We start from the raw sequence: 18,172 nt of genomic DNA, 5'->3' as shown, positions 1-18,172 counted from the left end.
AGCCGACGCATAATTCTCGATGAGGAGGTGTCGTTGTGCACACTCGTCGCCTCCTCATTCCTCACAAAAACGTTCCTCGATAAGCCGCTGCTGTCACGCGGTTCTTCTCTTAGCTAAAGACGGATGCACACGTACAGCTAATGCAATCCTGTCTGCTCTATCGCTTGGGACGCGAATGGGATTCGAGACGTCTGTCTCTACTAACGGCGTGGTATTCTGGATTAGCTGAGAGACTGTCCGGGATATCTCGTGTGCTGGTGGTTCAAAAGGAGCGGGCTCACCGTCATCGGTCATCCCGAATACAATAATTCCACCACTCGCATTGGCAAAGGCCGTAAATTCCCGTTCAACGTTTCGTTTCCACTCCGTTTCTGATTTTGCCGAGTCTTTCTTAGGATACCGAAGATGGCGTTTGTACTCAAGATACAGATTTTCTGCCTGTCCGGATTCAGCGAGTGACTCTAGCGTATCCCATGTCCACTCAGATACGTTCGACGGGAAGGGCTGACTGTCCATAACTCAGCATGTGAGTAAAGCCGGATAAGTTTATGAGGAAAAATCGGCTATAAGGACTCAATCTGCTCTCGCAGATGCTCCTCTCCCTATTCATCTTCATGTTAGTTCAGGAGTCAAAGTCCATCTCTACAAAAATTAGACCATACTCAACACAGAACTGTTCTCAGATATTGCGTCTCAGCCTTGGTGAGGAACCCTGAATATAGGTCTAAAATGAAATGGCATAGGAATCAGTGATTGACGCCGTCTGCGCCAAACCACAACGAACGCTTATTGAGTGAATGCTTGCAAAGCCACCAGAGTTCGTTAGTGGAAAAATCCAAGTCAATGCCGAGGTTCTTGAGGATATTTACCAAGAAGCGCACGACATTGGGGAAGGAGAAACAGCGTATAGGAAGGATCGGGATGGTATGTATATTACAAAGTGGATGAAACGGGAGGAGATCGCGGCTGAAGTAGGGAAAGTGGTGGGGAAAATCGCTGAGCTTGTTGGAGTTTCCGTCGAATAATACTGTCTCCGTGGAAGATCTGTTAGAGTGTCTCAAATTACAAAGAAACAATACCAACGGTAGATAATCAATTCTTAGTATGCAATTTGATGGACTAGACTTTCCTCCAGAGCCAGCAACTGAGAGATGGCTCCGTGAAACAAATGCCCGTGAAGATGTAGAGATTACGGTGCCGCTTGCGGTTAAAGAGGACGGTGTTCCTTGGATAATTAGCGCGATGATACTTGGAGACGATGCCATATCCATCTTCTATCATGACTTTCAAAGTTGGAATTTATTCACAGAGTACGATTTTAAAAATGATTTCAGTGTATATAGCGAGGACCTCTTAGAGCCAAGTGTCGGTCTAATTAATGAGGATGCACGAGTCGTAGAACAATTAGCCAGTGTACTCGGCGATAAACTATTGGATATCACTGGCATGGCGTTCATTCCCTACGGAAATCCACCAATGGCTGAGAAAATCAAAAGTGCTCAACAAAATTGTGACTGTAGTTCAATCGGTGAATCACAGGTTAAGGCCGGGCCAGGTCTCTCTACAATCGATGATGAGCGTGTCTATATGTGTACAAACTGTTCCCGACTACACGGTATCGAGTACGAACGGAGTCCAATCCGTAAGGAGAAGGCTTTAGATGCGAATTGGGTTCTCGATGGAGAAACAGCTGATAACTTCATAGATACGGCTCGCCAATCTGATTACTTATTGTATAGTGATGGTGAAAGGGTTGGAAAAATAGAACATGTGGTTGCGTTCATGGGGATGATTGGTGGTAGTGTCAGCCACTCATTTTCTAACTATAACCCCGACCAACAAAAGGCGTTAGTTTATGTGACGGATGACAGTATAGCTGGTTATCTCACATGGGCGACCGAATCCGATGGTCACCCCTCCCTCCAACAGCTATTCACACGTAAGAGTTTCAGAAAACAGGGAATTGCGTCCACTATAATAAATGCATGGGTGCAAAATTTCTGTGACCATGACTTCTTCTATGTAGAGGAATTAAATGACAAATCAAGGTCTCTCTTCAAAAAGCTAGGCTATTTTGAAGGGCAACCAGAAGCTGTTGAGCATTACCTGCTTCGGGGTGTTGCCAACGATTGGCAGGACGGAATGGACAAAGCCGACTCTGTTACGGATTTCCAGAATGCATTATAACTGTCGCCGATCGTCAAACCCACCCACCGGTGGACCGTAGAGGGAACGCTACGGACGGACAGCATTCCAGTATTTATGAATGGGATTCTCGGCGAATACTGGCTGACGCTTCGCCATGCTGGGCCCCGAGGCGACTGGTGGTACAGTGTAGCCGTGGTTAAACAGTAGCTGCAACAGACTACATTTTCGTCTTTCAATTGCTTACTTTGTGTGTCCACTGACTGCTATGAATTTTGTCAACGTTGAATATTAGCGTGAGCTGGTTGCTGAATACAGTGCGCAAATACAGCACCCACGAAAGCCCGAGGACTGCGACTGTTGGGACGCCGACGCCGAGCTCCCGTGTTGGCTGTGCTACAGGGACGGGTTCGACGTCCCGAACCCGAGCGCCGGCGAGGAGTAGCCTGTATTTGCCAAAATGTTTAGTGTTCGACTAATCAACAGTATAGCATGGAAAACGACGAACAAGAGGGACACACTCTCGGCGATGTTGACGCATCGGGACCACCTGACCAATTGATTATAGAACAGTTTGATGGGGTCCATCTACCGCCACTCCCCGAACGTGACGGTGAGGAAAGCCACGAGGACATTGGACTGTAATCAGACAATATACCGTTTGACGACGACTGGGTATGAAATGTGTCGGGGATGAAATAGCGTATATGCCAGTGTGTCCCGAATGTGGTCAAGAAAACTCAAGACCGAATCATAAGCAAATCGACCCAGACGACAAAGCGCACATCGATACTATAGAACCAGACAGTGGTCATAGTACTGTAGGACCAGAAGAGAACTCACATATAGGCATTTCAGCACCACCAATAATATGCTCCAATTGCGGCGAAACATACTATCGGTACATTTTGTGACTTTGTCTGACGTACTGTAATGTATCCTCCCTTCGGGGTGTGTCACGGCGTCCGGCGAACGTCGTAGTTTACTACAAACCCCGACGTTGGTAGATCCCGGTATCTCGAACCTATGCTGCATGGACTCTCTGTATCTCGCACGCTTGCCTTGACAGATTCTGTCTATATTTTTGACCACGGTGGTGTATCTTCCGTCTATACTGAGCAACCGACGGTGACCAAGAGAAGGTGTGGGAACTGTTCTATGACTTCCTGGCGCAAATTAACCCGTTCTGTGCCGGTGCTAGAATCACTCGGACGATTCGTCACCGTTCGAGATTTTGATATCCGAACCGGGACCGTCCGGTATCGTAATATCTCTATCTATCTCTCCATCGATATCCACGTTCGTACTGTTATTGCTGTTTATGTTGATATTTGTGTTGTTTGTATCATGGGTGGTCTGCTGATTTCCGACGTGGACATTAGTGCTGTTATCGCTGTTCAGATTGAGGTTGGTTGCGTCTTCAGCTGACTCCAGTATCTGACTGACCAACTCCACAGTGCTGGCAACTTCCTGGGAGGATTCCTCCTTGGGATCCAGACTACCAGTTCGGCACTCGGCGCAGTACGTCTCGCTCGTGCCCCTGGGGAGTGCAGTCCCACACTGAGGACAGTCCGGGCCAGGAGAGGCGCCAAACTCCTGGCGTAATTCAGCCTGAACGCGGCTAAGAGTGCTGTGGCACTGTCTGCGAGACGTCGATGGAAATCCATCTTCACCGGTGAGTTGGATATGCTTGTTCAAGTGCTCGACAACGGGTTCGGGATCAACACCTGTTTTCTCCAACGCGTCGACAGCGGTTTGGAGAGCACTCTCGACGTCCTGTGGACCGCACTCGGGATCCAGCAGTGTCTCTCGTGCTCCGGTAAGAGCTTCTAGGGTCTTGATCTCCTGGTATGATGCGGTCATCCGTAGTGATCTCTGTTATCACACATATTCCACTGTCGAGACATAAGTATTCGCCTGGCCAGACACATCAACACAGCCACTGGAATCATTTAGAATCGTGTCACCCAATCTGGTCGTTGTACACGGGTAACCGGCCTTCCCGCTCGAGGAACCGACGCTGGTGCACGCGTTCACGTTGCCGGGCACAGCGGGTTGACTCAGTGAGCTCCACACGGTATACCGACCAATGCTTGTCGGACCGGTCGTGGTGACGCAACCGTCTCGGTAACCGACCGGAACCGATATACACCACCTTGTACCCCGTGGCGGTCGGTGCGGGCCGACCGAGTTCATACACGCCCACCCGGTCCGGAACCTTCTGCGGTTCATACCCCGTGAACGGCTGTGCGATAGCCATAGTCGTCTCCCTGGAGATTAGTCCGGTGATACCCACGCCGACGGAGATGCCCTTCCATAATCACCCCGTCCCATACTGTTCGTCCCATTCGTGGAACCGGGTTAGATCCTCTTGGGAGAGCGAAGCACTGGTCGCGTTGATTGCTGCTCGAGTCTCGTCAGGGCAAATCGGCGCAACCTCGAGTGATTCGTCGCTAAGTGCAGTCAGGTTTTCGTCGGCTTTGTCCGCCAACCCGGGGTTGACACGGTGGACCATTCTGGTCGTCACCCGCTGGGCGAGTGCCGCGATGTCACTCCCGGTGTACCCCTGTTCGTGACACGCCTGGCCGATGGCCTCGGGCACGGTCGATGCCCGGGAAACCTTCGGGCGTAGCTCACTCGGCACGTGGGCTTGCGGATCCCCCTCGAATGACACGCCGCCTTCGGTCGTGTGGACGCACGTGATCTTTGTGCAGGCGGACACGTCCGGGAGAGGCACAAGCTTCCGTTTTGGGAACCGGCGCCGGATCGCGAAGTCGAGATCCCAAGGTGTGTTGGTGTTCGCGAGCACGAACGTGAACGACTCGTTGTTGTTGAGGCTACTCAGCTCTGATAGGATGGTGTTGAGTACCCTGCGGGACGCATCATCGCTGCTCCCCCCACGACTCGTCGTCAGGGCGTCGACTTCGTCGAGGAAAATCACCGACGGGGACAGCTCCTTGGCGACATCGAATAGCGCGGTGATTTTCTGGCTCGACTCCCCGTACCACTTGCTGAGCAGCGACCCAAGTTTAACACTGAAGAACGTCGCGTTCATCTCGTTGGCAACCGCTTTCGCGAGCAGTGTTTTCCCGGTACCCGGCGGCCCAAAGAGGAGCGCAGACTGGGCTTCCTGAACCGCGTGGGGCTTTTGGCCCACAGCTCCTAGAGCGATCGTCTGGCGGAGTTCTGTCTTTGTGTCCTCAAGGCCGCCGATGTCATCCCATGTGGTGTCCGTGTCGATGATGAAACTCTCGATAACCTCACGGAACTCCGACCTACGGTCGTCACCCTCACCGCCGCCGGCATCATCCTCATCGTGGTCGTGGTGGGAGTTGTTGTTTCCACCACTGGCGCCGTTGTCCACGCGTTCGATGCGGTCGCCTTTCTCCGCACGGTCGGCGATGCGCCGGAGCTCTTGGACTCTGGTAGAGTAGTCCACGCCCTGGATTTGCCCGAGTTGTTCTCTGGCGTCCGCTGCAGCGCGGTAGTGATCCGCTGCGCGGCCATGGTCTCCTCTGTCGAGTGCGGACTCGGCAGCATCGAGGCGGTCCTTGTACTCTCTGTGCACGTCGTCTGGATCGCGTGGATTTGAATCGTACATCGTATGATTGTGCAGTGGCTCGTCGCTGGTCGTGGCTACTGTGTAGTGGTTTCCATGCGCGAAACGGTACCGCCGGCCGAGCCGATTGGACTCGGCCGGTTTCGGTCCGCCCAGACACGTCGAAAGATGTTCACTAAAGACCGGCAGCCGGATTAGCTCCGGCTACGGCCGCGGTCCCGGTTGGAGTTGGTGGAGCTGGAGTCGGAGGCGGAGTACTCACGGTTGTCCTCCCGCCGCTCCATCTCCTCGACGTACTTGCTCTTCCCGGTGCTGTCGGCGGACTTGGTGGTGATCCGGGTTGAAATCTTCAGCTGCTTAAGAATCGAGTTGATCTTCCCAGCGTCACGGTTCAGGTCACGAGCGACGTCCCGGACCTCGGCCTTGATTTCGGATTCGCTGGTCTGGTCGATCGCTTTCTCGTAGTTCTTTTCCCCGGTGTTCATTCGGCTGCGCAGGCCCTCGATGACCCTGAACAGCGCCAGTTCGTCGGTCGCCTCCTGAAACTTGGCCTCGTGCTGGTCGTAGATGATGTCGATTGACTCAATTTCCGTCGCGATGGCCTCTTTTTCGCTGGGAGGAGCGCCAACTCCTTCTTCCTTGAGTTCCTCTTTCTCCCGGTTGAGCGCTTCCATCATCTCCTTGGCTTCCTTCCGCTGGACTTCCGCGTCAAAGCGGTCGTCTTGGAGCTCGGGGTCCGAGTAGTAGTCGGGGTCGAGCAACTGGCCTCCGTCCTTGATACCGAACTTCTCGTTGATGTACTCGCGTGGGTCCATGGTTCTATGATCTGGTGTTGGTCGATGGCTTGAACACTGCGGTGATTGAGGTGATACCCAGCGCCGCGCTGAGTACGCTCGCGATCACGAGGATTTTCATCTCAGCTACGGTGACTGAGAGTAACTGTTCGCCGAGGTGTGCTTCCGTTGCCACGACAGCGGTGGCAAGCAGAAACCCGATTGCCGCCGTGAGGGCGGGAACCCGCTCGAGGGCCTGGTACACCGTGATGGTGTACGCGACCCCGATGAGCAGGTTGAGCCCTCCGATGACGATCACCGTCTGGATCAGCTCAGTTGTCATATCTCCACATTCGGAGATTGTTGTGGGGATACTTAGTGCTTTGGGTAATAACCGAGATACTCTGAGTGTGGTGTTATTTAGAAATGTTTCCTATGGCTTAAACCAGAGAAAATCCGGCCAGTGCGTTGATAACCTCCTCAAAACAACTTATTCAGAGTGGTCTATATCACACACAGACTTATGTGGGGAGGAACGGAACGGTGGGTTATGCATAATGGTGATCGCGATGACCGAAGGTGAACAGGTACGAGATGACCACGACCAACTTCACAGCGACGATGCATCACCCGGCAACCAGACAACACCAACTGAACGCGCTGGGGACAAAGACGAAGATTATGAAGAATATCTTATTGTTGTCGACTATACTGACGAAGCTGAACGCAAGCGCGTCGAATACCTACTCAACAACCGGGATAGTACCGAAGCAGAGCCGATACGCGGATTCGCCCGCATCGTAGAAACTGATGATGTCCAAGCACTCTACGAAGATCTATCAGCAAAAGTCGACGACATCAACGATGTCGAAATCGACCGATTAGAAGACGTCGATGCGACACCGTCTGAAAAAGAACTCGACTTCAGCATCCAAACTGACGTCGACACCGACCGCGTTGACTGGTTATTTGAAAGTCTCATGAACAAACGGAATGCCACCGTCGCTGACCCCGCCAACGACGTGTACACCATCAGTACGCGGAAAGGCACAGCTACGTGCTGGTACAATACCTCGAGTAATCCCGACGGTACAGTAACAATTCATGTGTTCACCTCCGGGTATGGTGAAGCTCCACGTGTGGTCATAGAGTATCTCCAAGACGAAATGGAGGGATTTCTATAATGAGCGACTACCAGTCTAAAGGCCGCTGTCGGCGAACCGCAGAACAAATAATTAAAGATGGTATCCAGAACTGGCAACGAGAAACGAAACGAGTCGCACGCGAAGACGAATACGAAACCCTACTCGACTGTCGAACTGAGATCCGAGAGGCGTACCGTGAGGGCCAGATAGCTGACGAAGATCTCTACGACAACCTGCTACTCAAGATCGAGGAAGCCTGCCTCGTGCTAGCAACCGCTGACTATACCCATCGAGGCCCGGACGGCACGATCGCCGCCCAGTATCCAGAAGGCGTACTCAAGAAACTCAAAACCCTAGACGGGTACCGCCAGTATGACGTCTACGACGCGGACAGCGAGACTCTTCAACAGCGGATCGCCAGTCGCGACGGGAAACTGTACGACCTCATCCGTGATGAAGTCGCCCCGCAGCTGGAGACACTCAACGAGGCGCTCACCGGAACAGATTCAAGCCTCAGCGACCGGGAGATGAAGGCCGTCGAACGTCTGGCGTCCGACCGACTCAGCGATCTCCAAGAGGCAGTCGGGGTCTACATCAGGTACAACGGCCTCCCGAACGTTGCTGATGAGATGGAAGACGCAGTCCTCAAAGCCGCTGAAGCAGCGAACCAACGAGCCACCATCGGTGACGAACTATCCGATATCGTTGAAGATTCGCTAGACGAGTTCTCCCAGTCACTCCATCAGAGTATCCGAGACGAACGTCGCGAACTGACTGACGAACTTCACCGTCTAACATATGATTCTGGGGATAACATTGGCCAAGATCGCGTCGACAGGCTGTTGAACCGTGTCGATACGTTGCTCGAACGCCAGGAAGAACAACAGGAAGCACTGCACGAGCAGATTGCGATGCACCGCAAGAAGCTGTCGTCCTTAGAGGAGACAATTGACGGATTAGAGGAGGCCCTATCTGAAGAAGAGTTAGCCGAGCAGTACGAGCAGCTGCTCACCGACCAACTTGAACAACTCCGAGAGCAAAAAGCAGAGATTGCGGCGCAGGTTTCCGAACTCCGATCAGAGCGGGCCGAATTGGAAGCAACACGAGAGGAGCTTGAAATTAACCGCTCTGCGCTTGAACATGGAGAGTTACCGGTCCGCGAGGAAGAAACGACTGATACAGTGTATGCAACCGAGGCACGGATCGCCGAGTTCGATTACTCAAGCCGCTTCGAGACTGCCGTGCATGAAGCTCCCGAAATTTCACTACCTGATGGTGATACATTCGCTGCTGACTCCTCATACTGGCGTAAAAACCACTCGCGAAGCGACAACCGACAGAAAATGCGGCAACTCCTCACAGATTATCAGGAGAGCGTTGACAATATAGATAGAGTTCTCGGGCAATACCCGCTCGGTCGTAAGTCGCGGTTCGTCGTTCGTGAATCCGGACGGCTCCCGATATCCACTCAACGTCGACTCGTACTTGAAGCACGGATTCTCCCACATCTTGAGATGTTTGCGCGGTATGGAGCTGACGACCGGCCTGGAACGGAAGCAGACCTGCTAGAAGTTGTGAACGATGTTGTTAGAAATGCAGAAAGTGAAGACACTCGCTACATCTTGGCCGTTGGCTCTCCAACTGGTTGGACCGATACAGTAGAGCGTTCCGTTGCCCGCGGTAATGCCGTGTCTTTCAGCAGGCAGGTTGACTTGGTGCTGGTCGATCTTCAGAGTCGCAGGATTATTTACGACGAAACCGAGCCACTGTTGAAAGATAATTCTGATCTGTTCTCATTCAAATCACGCAATGAGGTCACCAGTGATTGCATAAAGAGGATTCGCGAAGAGTATATTGGCTCTGTTGATCACGTATCGGTGGATACAGTCGTTGCACAAAACGATTTTGACGAGTATACTGTTTCTCGAGCATTTACACGTCTGGATGAGGCGGGTACAGGAACAAGGCGGCAGCGATCTGATGGGCTATATCTTGACCTTTAAGAAACCTAAACACAGAGATTGGCGAATACCTGCGGAGCTTATCCAATCAGTGCCGTTAATATTGGGAATCAAGGATGGTCAATATAGACTCTCCTGGTTCCGTGAACAGGGTGAGGAAGACAACGAAGTTTACAGTTGATCAAACCCAAGTCTCATATTATTTAGAGGATATGTTCTTTGCACCGGGAGAGAGGATGTTGACATTACGGCTGTTAGAAACTTCGACTATCATTTTATCAATATATTCGATGGAAGGTACAGCGTCAAATACCTCGTCCCGAAGACGCCGAGGCTTGTCTGTTCGTAGTGTTTTGACGGCTTCTTTTGTTGCTTCATCATTAGTAGCCGCTTCAAGTGCCGAAAGAACAGCCTCGTCCGCTTGAGCCGGAGCATCGGGGAGTGCGGCGAGAACCTTCGCAGCGCTACCAGCTAGAGTGGTATATTCATCAAGCGTGTTCAAACTATTCCCGATCAATTCGGAGACTGATGTATCAAGTACCCGCTCAGGCCACAACTTGCAGAATGGAACCAGTGCTTCGAGGACCAATGCTCGGAGAGGTGGGGAGTTCGACTTATTGGCAGCGAAGGCAGCTAACGGAGCTATAACCCTACTGGTAGTCTCCACCTGCTCTTTTCCGTTAGGACCGGTATAGTTGGCTAACGACTGGCCGATACAATATGCTATACTTGCGAAAACTCGTTCTTCGCGTGTTGAGTCAAGCTGTCGCCTAAATTTCGGGAGATCTCCACTGATGGCAGTGGGGTCGTGATAAGCAACGTTAGCTAGTGCGAGGGCGGCATACGTCGATCGTTCATCCTCATAAACTAATCTACTTTGTAATAGCTCGAGGGTTTTATCAGTGACTACCAGATATCCCGGACATTCCACGCTCAAAAACAAAAGCGCTAGTAAACCATTCTCAGATAAATCGATCTCATCCGAGCGAACAGTAGCGGTAAGGTCTGCAACGACTTCAGAACTCGCGAGGTCTTCCTGTATTTGCTCTGGTCCTCGCCGAAATAGGGCTGCAACACTACCGACTGTATTCACTTGAATCGTTTCATCGTTGGTATCAAGATTAGCTTTGAGATGATCAAGAAAGTCCTGACAAAGAGATTCGATGGTGGCTGTCTTTGCCACTTTCAAAAACGCGTAACTTGCTCTTTTCCGAGCACTCTGGTCGTCTGATTGAAGATTCTGTCTAATTGTATCCCGATTATTGGCCCAGTAGGCTTGCGGCTTAGTTTCGATTCGATTCAAAGTTAATACCCCCATTGGTAACCTATACTTTCTATTGACATATACAACTTACGGGCCATCAAGTATTTATGCCTGGAAAAATCGACCACCCCTACCAACCAGTTTCTTGGCGGACTATTAATTACATTCACTCATCCGGACGCCTTTCATTAATTTCTTCGACTAGTTCCTCATCTTCTATTTCATCTCGGAGTGTCGGGTGTCCTTCTCCGGGGTCAACCTCTTCATTAGGCTCTTCTCCAGCAAGAAGCCGTTTAGCAAGGTAGACCGTTGCGAGGGTACCACCAGCGCTGATAGCCCAAGGGGGGGCAGGCAATTTCAGCTCAGTCCCAGACGAAGTCTTTCGAGTTTGAGTTAAATTGTTCGTCCCTTTGGTATTGATATTTGATTGTGGTATCGGTGTTTCATCAGTCGTTGCCGATGATAATCCGTCTACCGTGTCTCTGGGAGTGTTCTCTGAATCCACAGCAGCATTCCCAGACACCTCAGATCTCCCTGATATTTCGGTTTGAGTAGTTGAATTCCTGACCGGGCTGGCGACTATACGAACTGTATCGCTGTCTAGACCGCCACTCCCGTCATCCACTGTAACCTCAATCAATAGCGTTCGTTCGTTGTCGACATTTGGGACCCGTATTACGGGTTCCGCACTCTCTCTATCATCAATTTCGGCCGAAGGCCCGCTGATCTGCCTCCAAGAATAACTCAGTGAATTCCCTTCTGGATCGTTTGAGCCGCTCCCATCCAACTGCACGGTACTGCTCTCATCAACCCTCTGATCGGGTCCGGCCTCCGCGATCGGAGACTCATTCACTGGTTCGACTGTAATTTCCACGCGATCAGTATCCAAGCCCCCGTTTCCATCACTGACGGTCAATTCAAAAGAAAGGGTGGTGTTTCTCTCGACTTCAGGTGCCGTGAACGTCGGTCTACCTGTGGCAGATCCGTTTATTGTGACTGATGGGCCACTTATTTGTTCCCAAGAATATCTTAGCGAATCCCCATCTGGACTAGTTGACGCTGTTGCATCCAACTGAACGGATTCACGTTCCGAGACTGTTCTGTCAGGGCTAGTAGTCGCAATTGGATCCTCATTAGCCGGGTTCACCCGAACTTCCACGGTGTCAATGTCGGAACCTCCGTTCCCATCTGACACTGTAAGTTCGAACTGCAACTCGCGGGTATGGTCAACTTCCGGAGCTGTGAACTCCGGTGTCGCTGTACCTGCATAAGCAAAATCTACCGGTGGGCCACTAATCTGCTCCCAAGTGTAAGTAAGCGAGTCCGAATTAGGATCCTCCGAACTAGTCCCGTCAAGTTCTACATTTGATCCCTCGGCAACTGACTGAATTTGTCCAGCACTGGCCACAGGGGGTGCATTCGCCTCTTCAATAATTATATCAGAATTCATATGGTCTGATCTGACCCAATCATTCTTCTGACTATCATATCGATTTGCTATAAACGCTAATGTGTGTGATCTTGGTTCGAAGTTTAACTGCTCAGTTTCAAATTCAAATTCCTGTTTGGTTCCTGGATCAATAGCGTACGTCTCAGAAACTCCAATCCGTGGTTCTCCTTCTGGGTATTCTTGAATTAGCAACTCCACGCGCGCCTCTGCGGTAGCAGAGCCTTCATTTCTGATGCCTGCATCTACTGTAATCGAATCACCCTGCTGTGCCGAGCCTGGATGCCCCGTGGACCGAACCCGCAAGTCAGGACTTGACTCTTCAATAGTTATCCCAGGACTGGCTGTATCATTATTAACGTAGACCCAATCGTTCTCTTCGTCATCGTATCTGTGTGCTGTGAAGAGTAATTCGTGATCGCCCGGCTCAAAATTTAATGGATCCGTCTGAATTTCAAATTCGTAGTCAGCCCCTGGATCAATAACACGTTCCTCAGATACCCCGATGAGTGGTTTACCTGCTTGATCGAATTCCTCGATTGCCACCTCAACTCGTGCTTCAGCAGCGGTTGACCCCGCGTTTTCGATACCCGCATCTACGGTAATCGAATCACCCTGTTGTGCCGATCCTGGATGTCCATAGGAAGAAAACCGCAAATTAGGGGTAGTTTCAACACTAAACTGGCCACCTGCACCAAGGGCAAATAAAGCGGTAATAAATGAACGACGAGACGAATTCATTCATATACACTATAATTACTGCTGGAAAATAATTATTGCGAGTACTGTTGGCCTGAGCAAGTTCGGCTAGGTATGATTTCGCAAAAAGGTAGGCCGTGACATATTACAACTCTGCACTGTTGTGCAGTTGCTTGGTCGCCAGATGAGCGAATCCAGAACCGACGTCGACGAGTCCGAGGACGAGGGCGATGACTGGGGTGATGACAGCAACGGCAGTTATGCCGACGATGCCGAACACGATACCTAGTCTGACCACCATGAGATCGCTCAGCAGGTACTTGCCGACCCGCGTCCCAACGGTACCGCCAATGAACACCCGGAATCAACCACGCGACAACGTACCAGACGGGTGTCGCCATCAGCGCGTTGACGATGGCACCTGCACCAGCGGCGATCGCGAGAACGAACACGCTCGTTGCGACGGCGACCCTCGGCGGCCCGGACAATCTCCAAGCGACAGCGACCGTAGACGCCATCACGCTCAACGCCGACGAGGGGGAGGACCAGTACGTCAATACGCCCGCGGTCGTCTGGCTCGAACATGATACGATTCTCGGGATTCGTCCCAACCCAAGTTGCCGTCGGGGCAATGTACCGGGTATTTATCAGTGAAATCGGTCGATCAGGTCATCTGTACTCCCGATTCACACCGATATCGGCAAATTCCACTCTCCATGCTAAACTGTAGTTCGTGCGGAGAGACGTGGCCTCTCACGGCAATGACCAGGGTTCGAATCCCTGTCGGAGCATCCTGATCTTCTCGCTCTCTCACTGGATTTCTGCCATGTATTAGTGTCTGACAAGTCTTATTGTTGCCTGATCAGGGTGGTTGGGACAAACCAATTGCAGTGTTGGTCGAGGGTTTCACTATTCCCTTTTCCAATCCATCCTAGTCTGGTAGTATGATAGCTAAAAGCATCATATAAATCTCATAACACCGTGATAACGGTGCTTCTCGGATTGTCTCCGCTTGAGAGAGTCATCCGGTGATTCGATGTGTCCAACTCAGTTGTCGGCGTCAACTGTACACTCGACCCGAGGTTGCTGACAGCATCGTCTCCTTTTTCGAGAGCGGGGCCAATGAGGAGACGATCGATAGGCTGCTCGACGCTTGACTCACCCCCTCACTGACGGAAACCAGTGAGGAACTCGCCGGGACGGCACTCTTCAACACCGGGAGCCTGGAGGGATATTCTCGCCACGGCAAACAACCAGGATTCGCTCCCATCGACTGCGTCTGTGAAGCCGATTCTCAGCGTGGTCCAGTTTCGGCAGTACACTCGGTACATAAGCCGCTGTCTTCGTCGTAGTGCGTCTCACACACCATCGCGCCACACCGATTACACTGGTGTCGAGCGGTGGCTGCCTCACAGATCTGACAGAGCGTTTCGACGCTCATCTCGTCAGGACTGGCATTTCAGCGCGCTCGATGAGTCTCGCAGTGGTGCTCCCGAGCAGTCGGTCCCCCGTCGTCGCTCGGCCGCGAGTCCCCACCACGAGTAAATCTGCATCGACACCGTCGGCGAAGTCGAGGATTTCTTCTTCGGGAATGCCGCGTAACACATCTGCTTCGGCGGGCAGATTCAAATCTCGGGCTTCGGTCATGATCGCTTCGGCGGCCGACCGTCCACCCTCTTTGAGTAGCCCGACGATACTTCGCGGTGCATCCTGGAGATCGAACGTGGCCGTATCAACGACGTACACCACGTGCACGTCGGCACCGTAGCGCTCGGCTATCTCGATGCCGTGTGTGGCTGCACGCTCGGCGTCGTCACTGCCGTCCGTCGCGATGACGATATGATCGTACATCCCGTAGCCAGATCGGAACGCCTCGGCGTCCCCGTTCCGACGCACCGACATGACGGGCACATCTCCGAGCGTAACGACGCGCTCGGTCGTGCTGCCGAGACTGGCACGCTCTGCCCCCGTTCTCCCGTGGGTCCCCATCACGATGAGGTCTATGCCGTGGTCTGCCGCGTACGCTCGGATTTCCTCGTTGGGCGTTCCTTCCCGAACCTCGGTCCTGATCTCGGAATCGATGTCCGTCGCGGCCTCGGCGATTTCTTCCAGCGCGGATTCCCCGCGGTTTGTCGCGGCCTCCCGAAGTTCGTCTTGCTGTTCGGCATCGAGTTCGGCCGATTCCTCGCCCATCTCGACGACGTACAACGTGTGGACGGTGGCCCCGCTGACGCGCGCCAGGTCGAGCGCTCGTGCAACCGCTTCCTCGGCCCCGGCGCTACCGTCGGTCGGTATGAGGATATCCTGGTACATGCCACTCGCGTTTCTACGTCCGGCGTCAAGAAGCCCCGAGGCAGATGTGCGATGGCCGATACAATGGCTGTCCGTATGGATGCCGACATGTTCGCTGCCGGGAGGACGCATCCAGCTAAGATGCTCGATGCCGTCTGGGCAGACATGGCGGCTGACCTGCCCACGCGGGACGAACTCCGTCAGGGGATGACTGTCGAGATCGATCAGGAAAACGGTGACCGAATCATCGGAGAGGTCGGTGCCGTCCGAACTGACGAGCGCACACATCCGGAGGGAATTCTCGTGACGCTCAAATCTGGCGCGAGAGAGCGTGTCAAACAGATCGGTCCTGAGATCTGACGGTGGAGTTGCCCGTGATCGTGCTCATCTGTGGCCCACCAGCGGTCGGCAAGACAACCGTTGCAGGGCTGCTACAGAGCCGGCTCGAAGACCGTGGGCTGTCTGTCGACGTCCTCGACTCGGACCAGTTCACTCGCAACACGTACGACCGGCTGTACGAACGCGTGGTCGATGCAGAGACACACCTGATCGTGGCCGGGACCTTCTACAAGCGTCAGTGGCAGGAGCGGTTTCAGCGACTCGATGACGTCGTCGTGGTGTATCTCCATGCCGACAAGGAGACGTGTATCGAACGAAACCGACAGCGTGCGGACGCTATCGACGAGCGGGCGGTCCACATCGTCTGGGATGAGTTCGACCAGCCGGATGCCGATATCACCGTCGACGTCACCGAGCAGTCACCGCAGGCAATTGTCGACCACATCCTGTCAGCACTCCCCGCACACACGAGGGCGGTCCACGAGTCACGATGACGATTCCAGGTACTCCATGGCCTCCTCGTCGGAAACCTGCTCGAAGTGCTCGTAGAACTGGCCGACCCCCATGAACCGACTGGGCGTCTCCAGGCAAACGACTTCCTCAACCATCGCATTCAGGTCGTCGATGGTGTCCGGTGGACCGACTGGCACTGCGACCACGATACGGGCGCCAGCGGCGTCCTGCAGTTTCCGGAGGCAGGCTCTCATCGTCGACCCAGTGGCCACACCGTCGTCCACGACGACGACCGTTCTGTCCCGAAGGTCGGGTTCCGGTTGCTCACCTCGATAGCGTTCGGCCTTCTCACGTGCGTTCTCGGCTTCTGTCCTGCGCTGTTCCTCGAAGTAGTCCTCGTCGATTCCCCTGTCTCCCATCGCCTCCGGATTGCGCCAGACGCTGCCGTCACTTGCGACGGCCCCGATGGCGTACTCCGGGTTCCCTGGTGCACCGATTTTCTTCGCCACCACGATATCGAGCGGTACGTCCAGGGCATCAGCAACAGCACGGCCGAGTGGTAACCCACCTCTGGGGATTGCCAGCACGATATCCGCAGCAACCTCCTGGTCCTGTAGTGCCCCAGCGAGTTGTTCTCCCGCGTCTTCACGGTCGGTGAACTGGCGAGTTCCCTCCATGAGTCTCACGTACGGAGACGACTCTTGGCACAAAGTAACATACGGAAGGTACCTGTGGGGTTAGAGGTTCCGTGAGGGTAATACACACTGCTAGTGTAGCTAGGATATGGTCCCACCAACCGAGGACCTGGTTTCCATTCCAGCTGATGGCGTCGAACTCGAAGGGATGCTCGAACTCCCGGCAGATGCCCCTGGCGTGGTTGTTTTCGCGCATGGAAGTGGGTCCAGTCGGAAGAGCCCGCGCAACAACTTCGTGGCCGAGGTCATCCGTGACCGCGGCCTTGGAACGCTGTTGTTCGACCTCCTCACCGAGGAGGAAGACCGGGACCGGGAGAACCGCTTCGACATCCCATTGTTGACAGATCGACTGGTGGCTGTGACGGAGTGGCTACGGGAGCAGGAAGGACTGGCAGAGATGTCCGTTGGGTACTTCGGGTCGAGCACGGGGGCTGCAGCAGCACTCCGTGGGGCAGCACGACTCGGTGACGACATCAGCGCCGTCGTCTCGCGCGGTGGACGGGTCGATATGGCTTCGGAGGTGCTCACTGAGATCCAGCCGCCAACCCTGTTCATCGTCGGCGGTGCGGACACGCAGGTGCTCGAACTCAATCGCGAGGCGTACGACCAGCTCACCTGTGATAAAGAGGTACACGTCGTCGAGGGTGCTGGCCACCTCTTCGAGGGGGAGGGAGAACTCGAGGAAGTCGCAACCGTCGCAGCCGACTGGTTCGAGGAGTCACTCCACTGAGCCCACTCGTACAGCCGGGAACATCACGGAAGGATACCGAGACAACAGCCACGAGTTGGCAAACGAACTGGAGCAGGGAGCGCGTAGCTGGCAGGGAATCACTGAGCGGTGTGCTGTCTATGACGATATCGAAAGCCGAAGAAGTCGAAGGCCGGCCGATCGACACCGCCCGAACTACCCACCCGTCCACGGGTGGGATTCCGTTTGCTACGTGTCACACGAGTCGCGACAGGAGCTTATTCTTCTGAAGGTCGAACGTGGTAGTATTCGATTTATCGTCGCAGTCGACGGCTCTACACCCGGAGAACGGGCACTCGACTACGTCATCGAACTCGCCACAGCGATGCGTGAGGAACCGTCGATAACGGCAGTCCACGCGGTCGACCCCGAAATCTATGCGGAAGGTGGGACCGAGCCTGTCGCTGATCTCGTCGACGCCGAGCAGCGACTCATCATCGAGAACATCGAAGATGCCGAAAAACGGGGTCGGAAGGTCCTCGATGAGGCTGCAGAATCCGCAGCGAATCAGGGAATCGAACTGTCGAGTAAACTACCCTACCCTACTCCCTCGGCGCTCTGCGCCTCGGTCCTTGAGGGTAGGGCTTTGATGTGGACTCCCGGCAATCAGTCCCCAGCAATAGGCCGGTAACTCTCGCCGTTCAACATCCCA

At 53.6% G+C, this 18,172-nt stretch carries 18 protein-coding genes and 1 pseudogene; 9 read left to right on the top strand and 10 right to left on the bottom strand.

Going from position 1 to position 18,172, the window contains the following annotated elements:
- Positions 1 to 93: 93 nt before the first annotated feature.
- Positions 94 to 516: an AlbA family DNA-binding domain-containing protein gene (locus tag E2481_RS18235; RefSeq protein WP_136718584.1), complete on the bottom strand. Its 423-nt coding sequence runs from the start codon at positions 514 to 516 to the stop codon at positions 94 to 96.
- Between the two features lie 281 nt (positions 517 to 797).
- On the opposite strand from E2481_RS18235, the gene E2481_RS18230 reads away from it, so the two are divergent.
- On the top strand, positions 798 to 1,025 hold the full coding sequence (locus tag E2481_RS18230) for a hypothetical protein (RefSeq protein ID WP_136718583.1): 228 nt from the start codon (positions 798 to 800) through the stop codon (positions 1,023 to 1,025).
- Positions 1,026 to 1,104: 79 nt separating this feature from the next.
- Positions 1,105 to 2,187 carry a GNAT family N-acetyltransferase gene (locus tag E2481_RS18225; protein ID WP_136718582.1) on the top strand — a complete coding sequence of 361 codons (1,083 nt, stop codon included), beginning with the start codon at positions 1,105 to 1,107 and terminating at the stop codon, positions 2,185 to 2,187.
- 1,161 nt (positions 2,188 to 3,348) lie between these two features.
- Here E2481_RS18225 and E2481_RS18220 read toward each other — a convergent pair.
- From E2481_RS18220 to E2481_RS18205, 4 genes are all read right to left on the bottom strand, one after another.
- Entirely contained in the window at positions 3,349 to 4,008 is a 660-nt protein-coding gene (locus E2481_RS18220) for a hypothetical protein (protein WP_136718581.1), read from the bottom strand.
- A gap of 457 nt (positions 4,009 to 4,465) precedes the next feature.
- Entirely contained in the window at positions 4,466 to 5,746 is a 1,281-nt protein-coding gene (locus E2481_RS18215) for an ATP-binding protein (protein WP_136718580.1), read from the bottom strand.
- Between the two features lie 152 nt (positions 5,747 to 5,898).
- Positions 5,899 to 6,519, bottom strand: coding sequence for a hypothetical protein (locus E2481_RS18210; protein ID WP_136718579.1), 621 nt, complete (start codon positions 6,517 to 6,519; stop codon positions 5,899 to 5,901).
- A 4-nt stretch (positions 6,520 to 6,523) separates the two neighbouring features.
- Complete coding sequence (locus E2481_RS18205) at positions 6,524 to 6,820, bottom strand: hypothetical protein (RefSeq protein WP_136718578.1); 297 nt, start codon at positions 6,818 to 6,820, stop codon at positions 6,524 to 6,526.
- A 214-nt stretch (positions 6,821 to 7,034) separates the two neighbouring features.
- Between E2481_RS18205 and E2481_RS18200 the strand changes: the two genes are divergently transcribed.
- Positions 7,035 to 7,661 carry a hypothetical protein gene (locus E2481_RS18200; protein WP_136718577.1) on the top strand — a complete coding sequence of 209 codons (627 nt, stop codon included), beginning with the start codon at positions 7,035 to 7,037 and terminating at the stop codon, positions 7,659 to 7,661.
- Positions 7,661 to 9,625: a hypothetical protein gene (locus E2481_RS18195; RefSeq protein WP_136718576.1), complete on the top strand. Its 1,965-nt coding sequence runs from the start codon at positions 7,661 to 7,663 to the stop codon at positions 9,623 to 9,625. The genes E2481_RS18200 and E2481_RS18195 overlap by 1 nt, the downstream gene beginning before the upstream one ends.
- A gap of 157 nt (positions 9,626 to 9,782) precedes the next feature.
- Here E2481_RS18195 and E2481_RS18190 read toward each other — a convergent pair whose 3' ends face one another.
- The 3 genes and pseudogenes from E2481_RS18190 to E2481_RS19265 form a co-directional block, all read right to left on the bottom strand.
- Complete coding sequence (locus E2481_RS18190) at positions 9,783 to 10,901, bottom strand: hypothetical protein (protein ID WP_136718575.1); 1,119 nt, start codon at positions 10,899 to 10,901, stop codon at positions 9,783 to 9,785.
- A gap of 112 nt (positions 10,902 to 11,013) precedes the next feature.
- Positions 11,014 to 12,840, bottom strand: a complete 1,827-nt coding sequence (locus tag E2481_RS18185) for a PKD domain-containing protein (protein WP_169302497.1) — start codon at positions 12,838 to 12,840, stop codon at positions 11,014 to 11,016.
- Positions 12,841 to 13,243: 403 nt separating this feature from the next.
- Positions 13,244 to 13,478, bottom strand: a pseudogene (locus tag E2481_RS19265) (sulfite exporter TauE/SafE family protein); the annotation flags it as partial.
- On the opposite strand from E2481_RS19265, the gene E2481_RS18810 reads away from it, so the two are divergent.
- On the top strand, positions 13,408 to 13,647 hold the full coding sequence (locus tag E2481_RS18810; RefSeq protein WP_169302495.1) for a hypothetical protein: 240 nt from the start codon (positions 13,408 to 13,410) through the stop codon (positions 13,645 to 13,647). The pseudogene E2481_RS19265 and the gene E2481_RS18810 sit on opposite strands and share 71 nt — an antisense overlap.
- Positions 13,648 to 14,430: 783 nt before the next feature.
- On the opposite strand, the gene E2481_RS18175 is transcribed toward E2481_RS18810, so the two are convergent.
- Complete coding sequence (locus E2481_RS18175; protein ID WP_136718573.1) at positions 14,431 to 15,306, bottom strand: universal stress protein; 876 nt, start codon at positions 15,304 to 15,306, stop codon at positions 14,431 to 14,433.
- A gap of 144 nt (positions 15,307 to 15,450) precedes the next feature.
- Between E2481_RS18175 and E2481_RS18170 the strand changes: the two genes are divergently transcribed.
- Both E2481_RS18170 and E2481_RS18165 read left to right on the top strand, forming a co-directional pair.
- Complete coding sequence (locus E2481_RS18170; RefSeq protein ID WP_136718585.1) at positions 15,451 to 15,645, top strand: DUF2196 domain-containing protein; 195 nt, start codon at positions 15,451 to 15,453, stop codon at positions 15,643 to 15,645.
- A 2-nt stretch (positions 15,646 to 15,647) separates the two neighbouring features.
- Positions 15,648 to 16,118: an AAA family ATPase gene (locus tag E2481_RS18165; RefSeq protein ID WP_169302496.1), complete on the top strand. Its 471-nt coding sequence runs from the start codon at positions 15,648 to 15,650 to the stop codon at positions 16,116 to 16,118.
- Here the strand turns inward: E2481_RS18165 and E2481_RS18160 are convergent.
- Positions 16,110 to 16,754, bottom strand: a complete 645-nt coding sequence (locus tag E2481_RS18160; RefSeq protein ID WP_136718571.1) for a phosphoribosyltransferase — start codon at positions 16,752 to 16,754, stop codon at positions 16,110 to 16,112. The two genes, E2481_RS18165 and E2481_RS18160, sit on opposite strands and share 9 nt — an antisense overlap.
- Positions 16,755 to 16,860: 106 nt before the next feature.
- Here E2481_RS18160 and E2481_RS18155 point away from each other — a divergent pair, with 106 nt between their 5' ends.
- Together E2481_RS18155 and E2481_RS19105 are read left to right on the top strand one after the other, a co-directional pair.
- Positions 16,861 to 17,502 (top strand): dienelactone hydrolase family protein, encoded by a 642-nt coding sequence (locus E2481_RS18155; RefSeq protein ID WP_136718570.1) that lies wholly within the window; start codon positions 16,861 to 16,863, stop codon positions 17,500 to 17,502.
- Between the two features lie 211 nt (positions 17,503 to 17,713).
- Entirely contained in the window at positions 17,714 to 18,151 is a 438-nt protein-coding gene (locus E2481_RS19105; protein WP_250137888.1) for a universal stress protein, read from the top strand.
- Positions 18,152 to 18,172: the final 21 nt, after the last annotated feature.

It is taken from the genome of Halorientalis salina (genome assembly GCF_005049285.1).
Taxonomy (GTDB): domain Archaea; phylum Halobacteriota; class Halobacteria; order Halobacteriales; family Haloarculaceae; genus Halorientalis; species Halorientalis salina.
The sequence above is the reverse complement of the archived record's forward strand: the minus strand, read 5'-3'. Positions and strand labels throughout refer to the sequence as shown.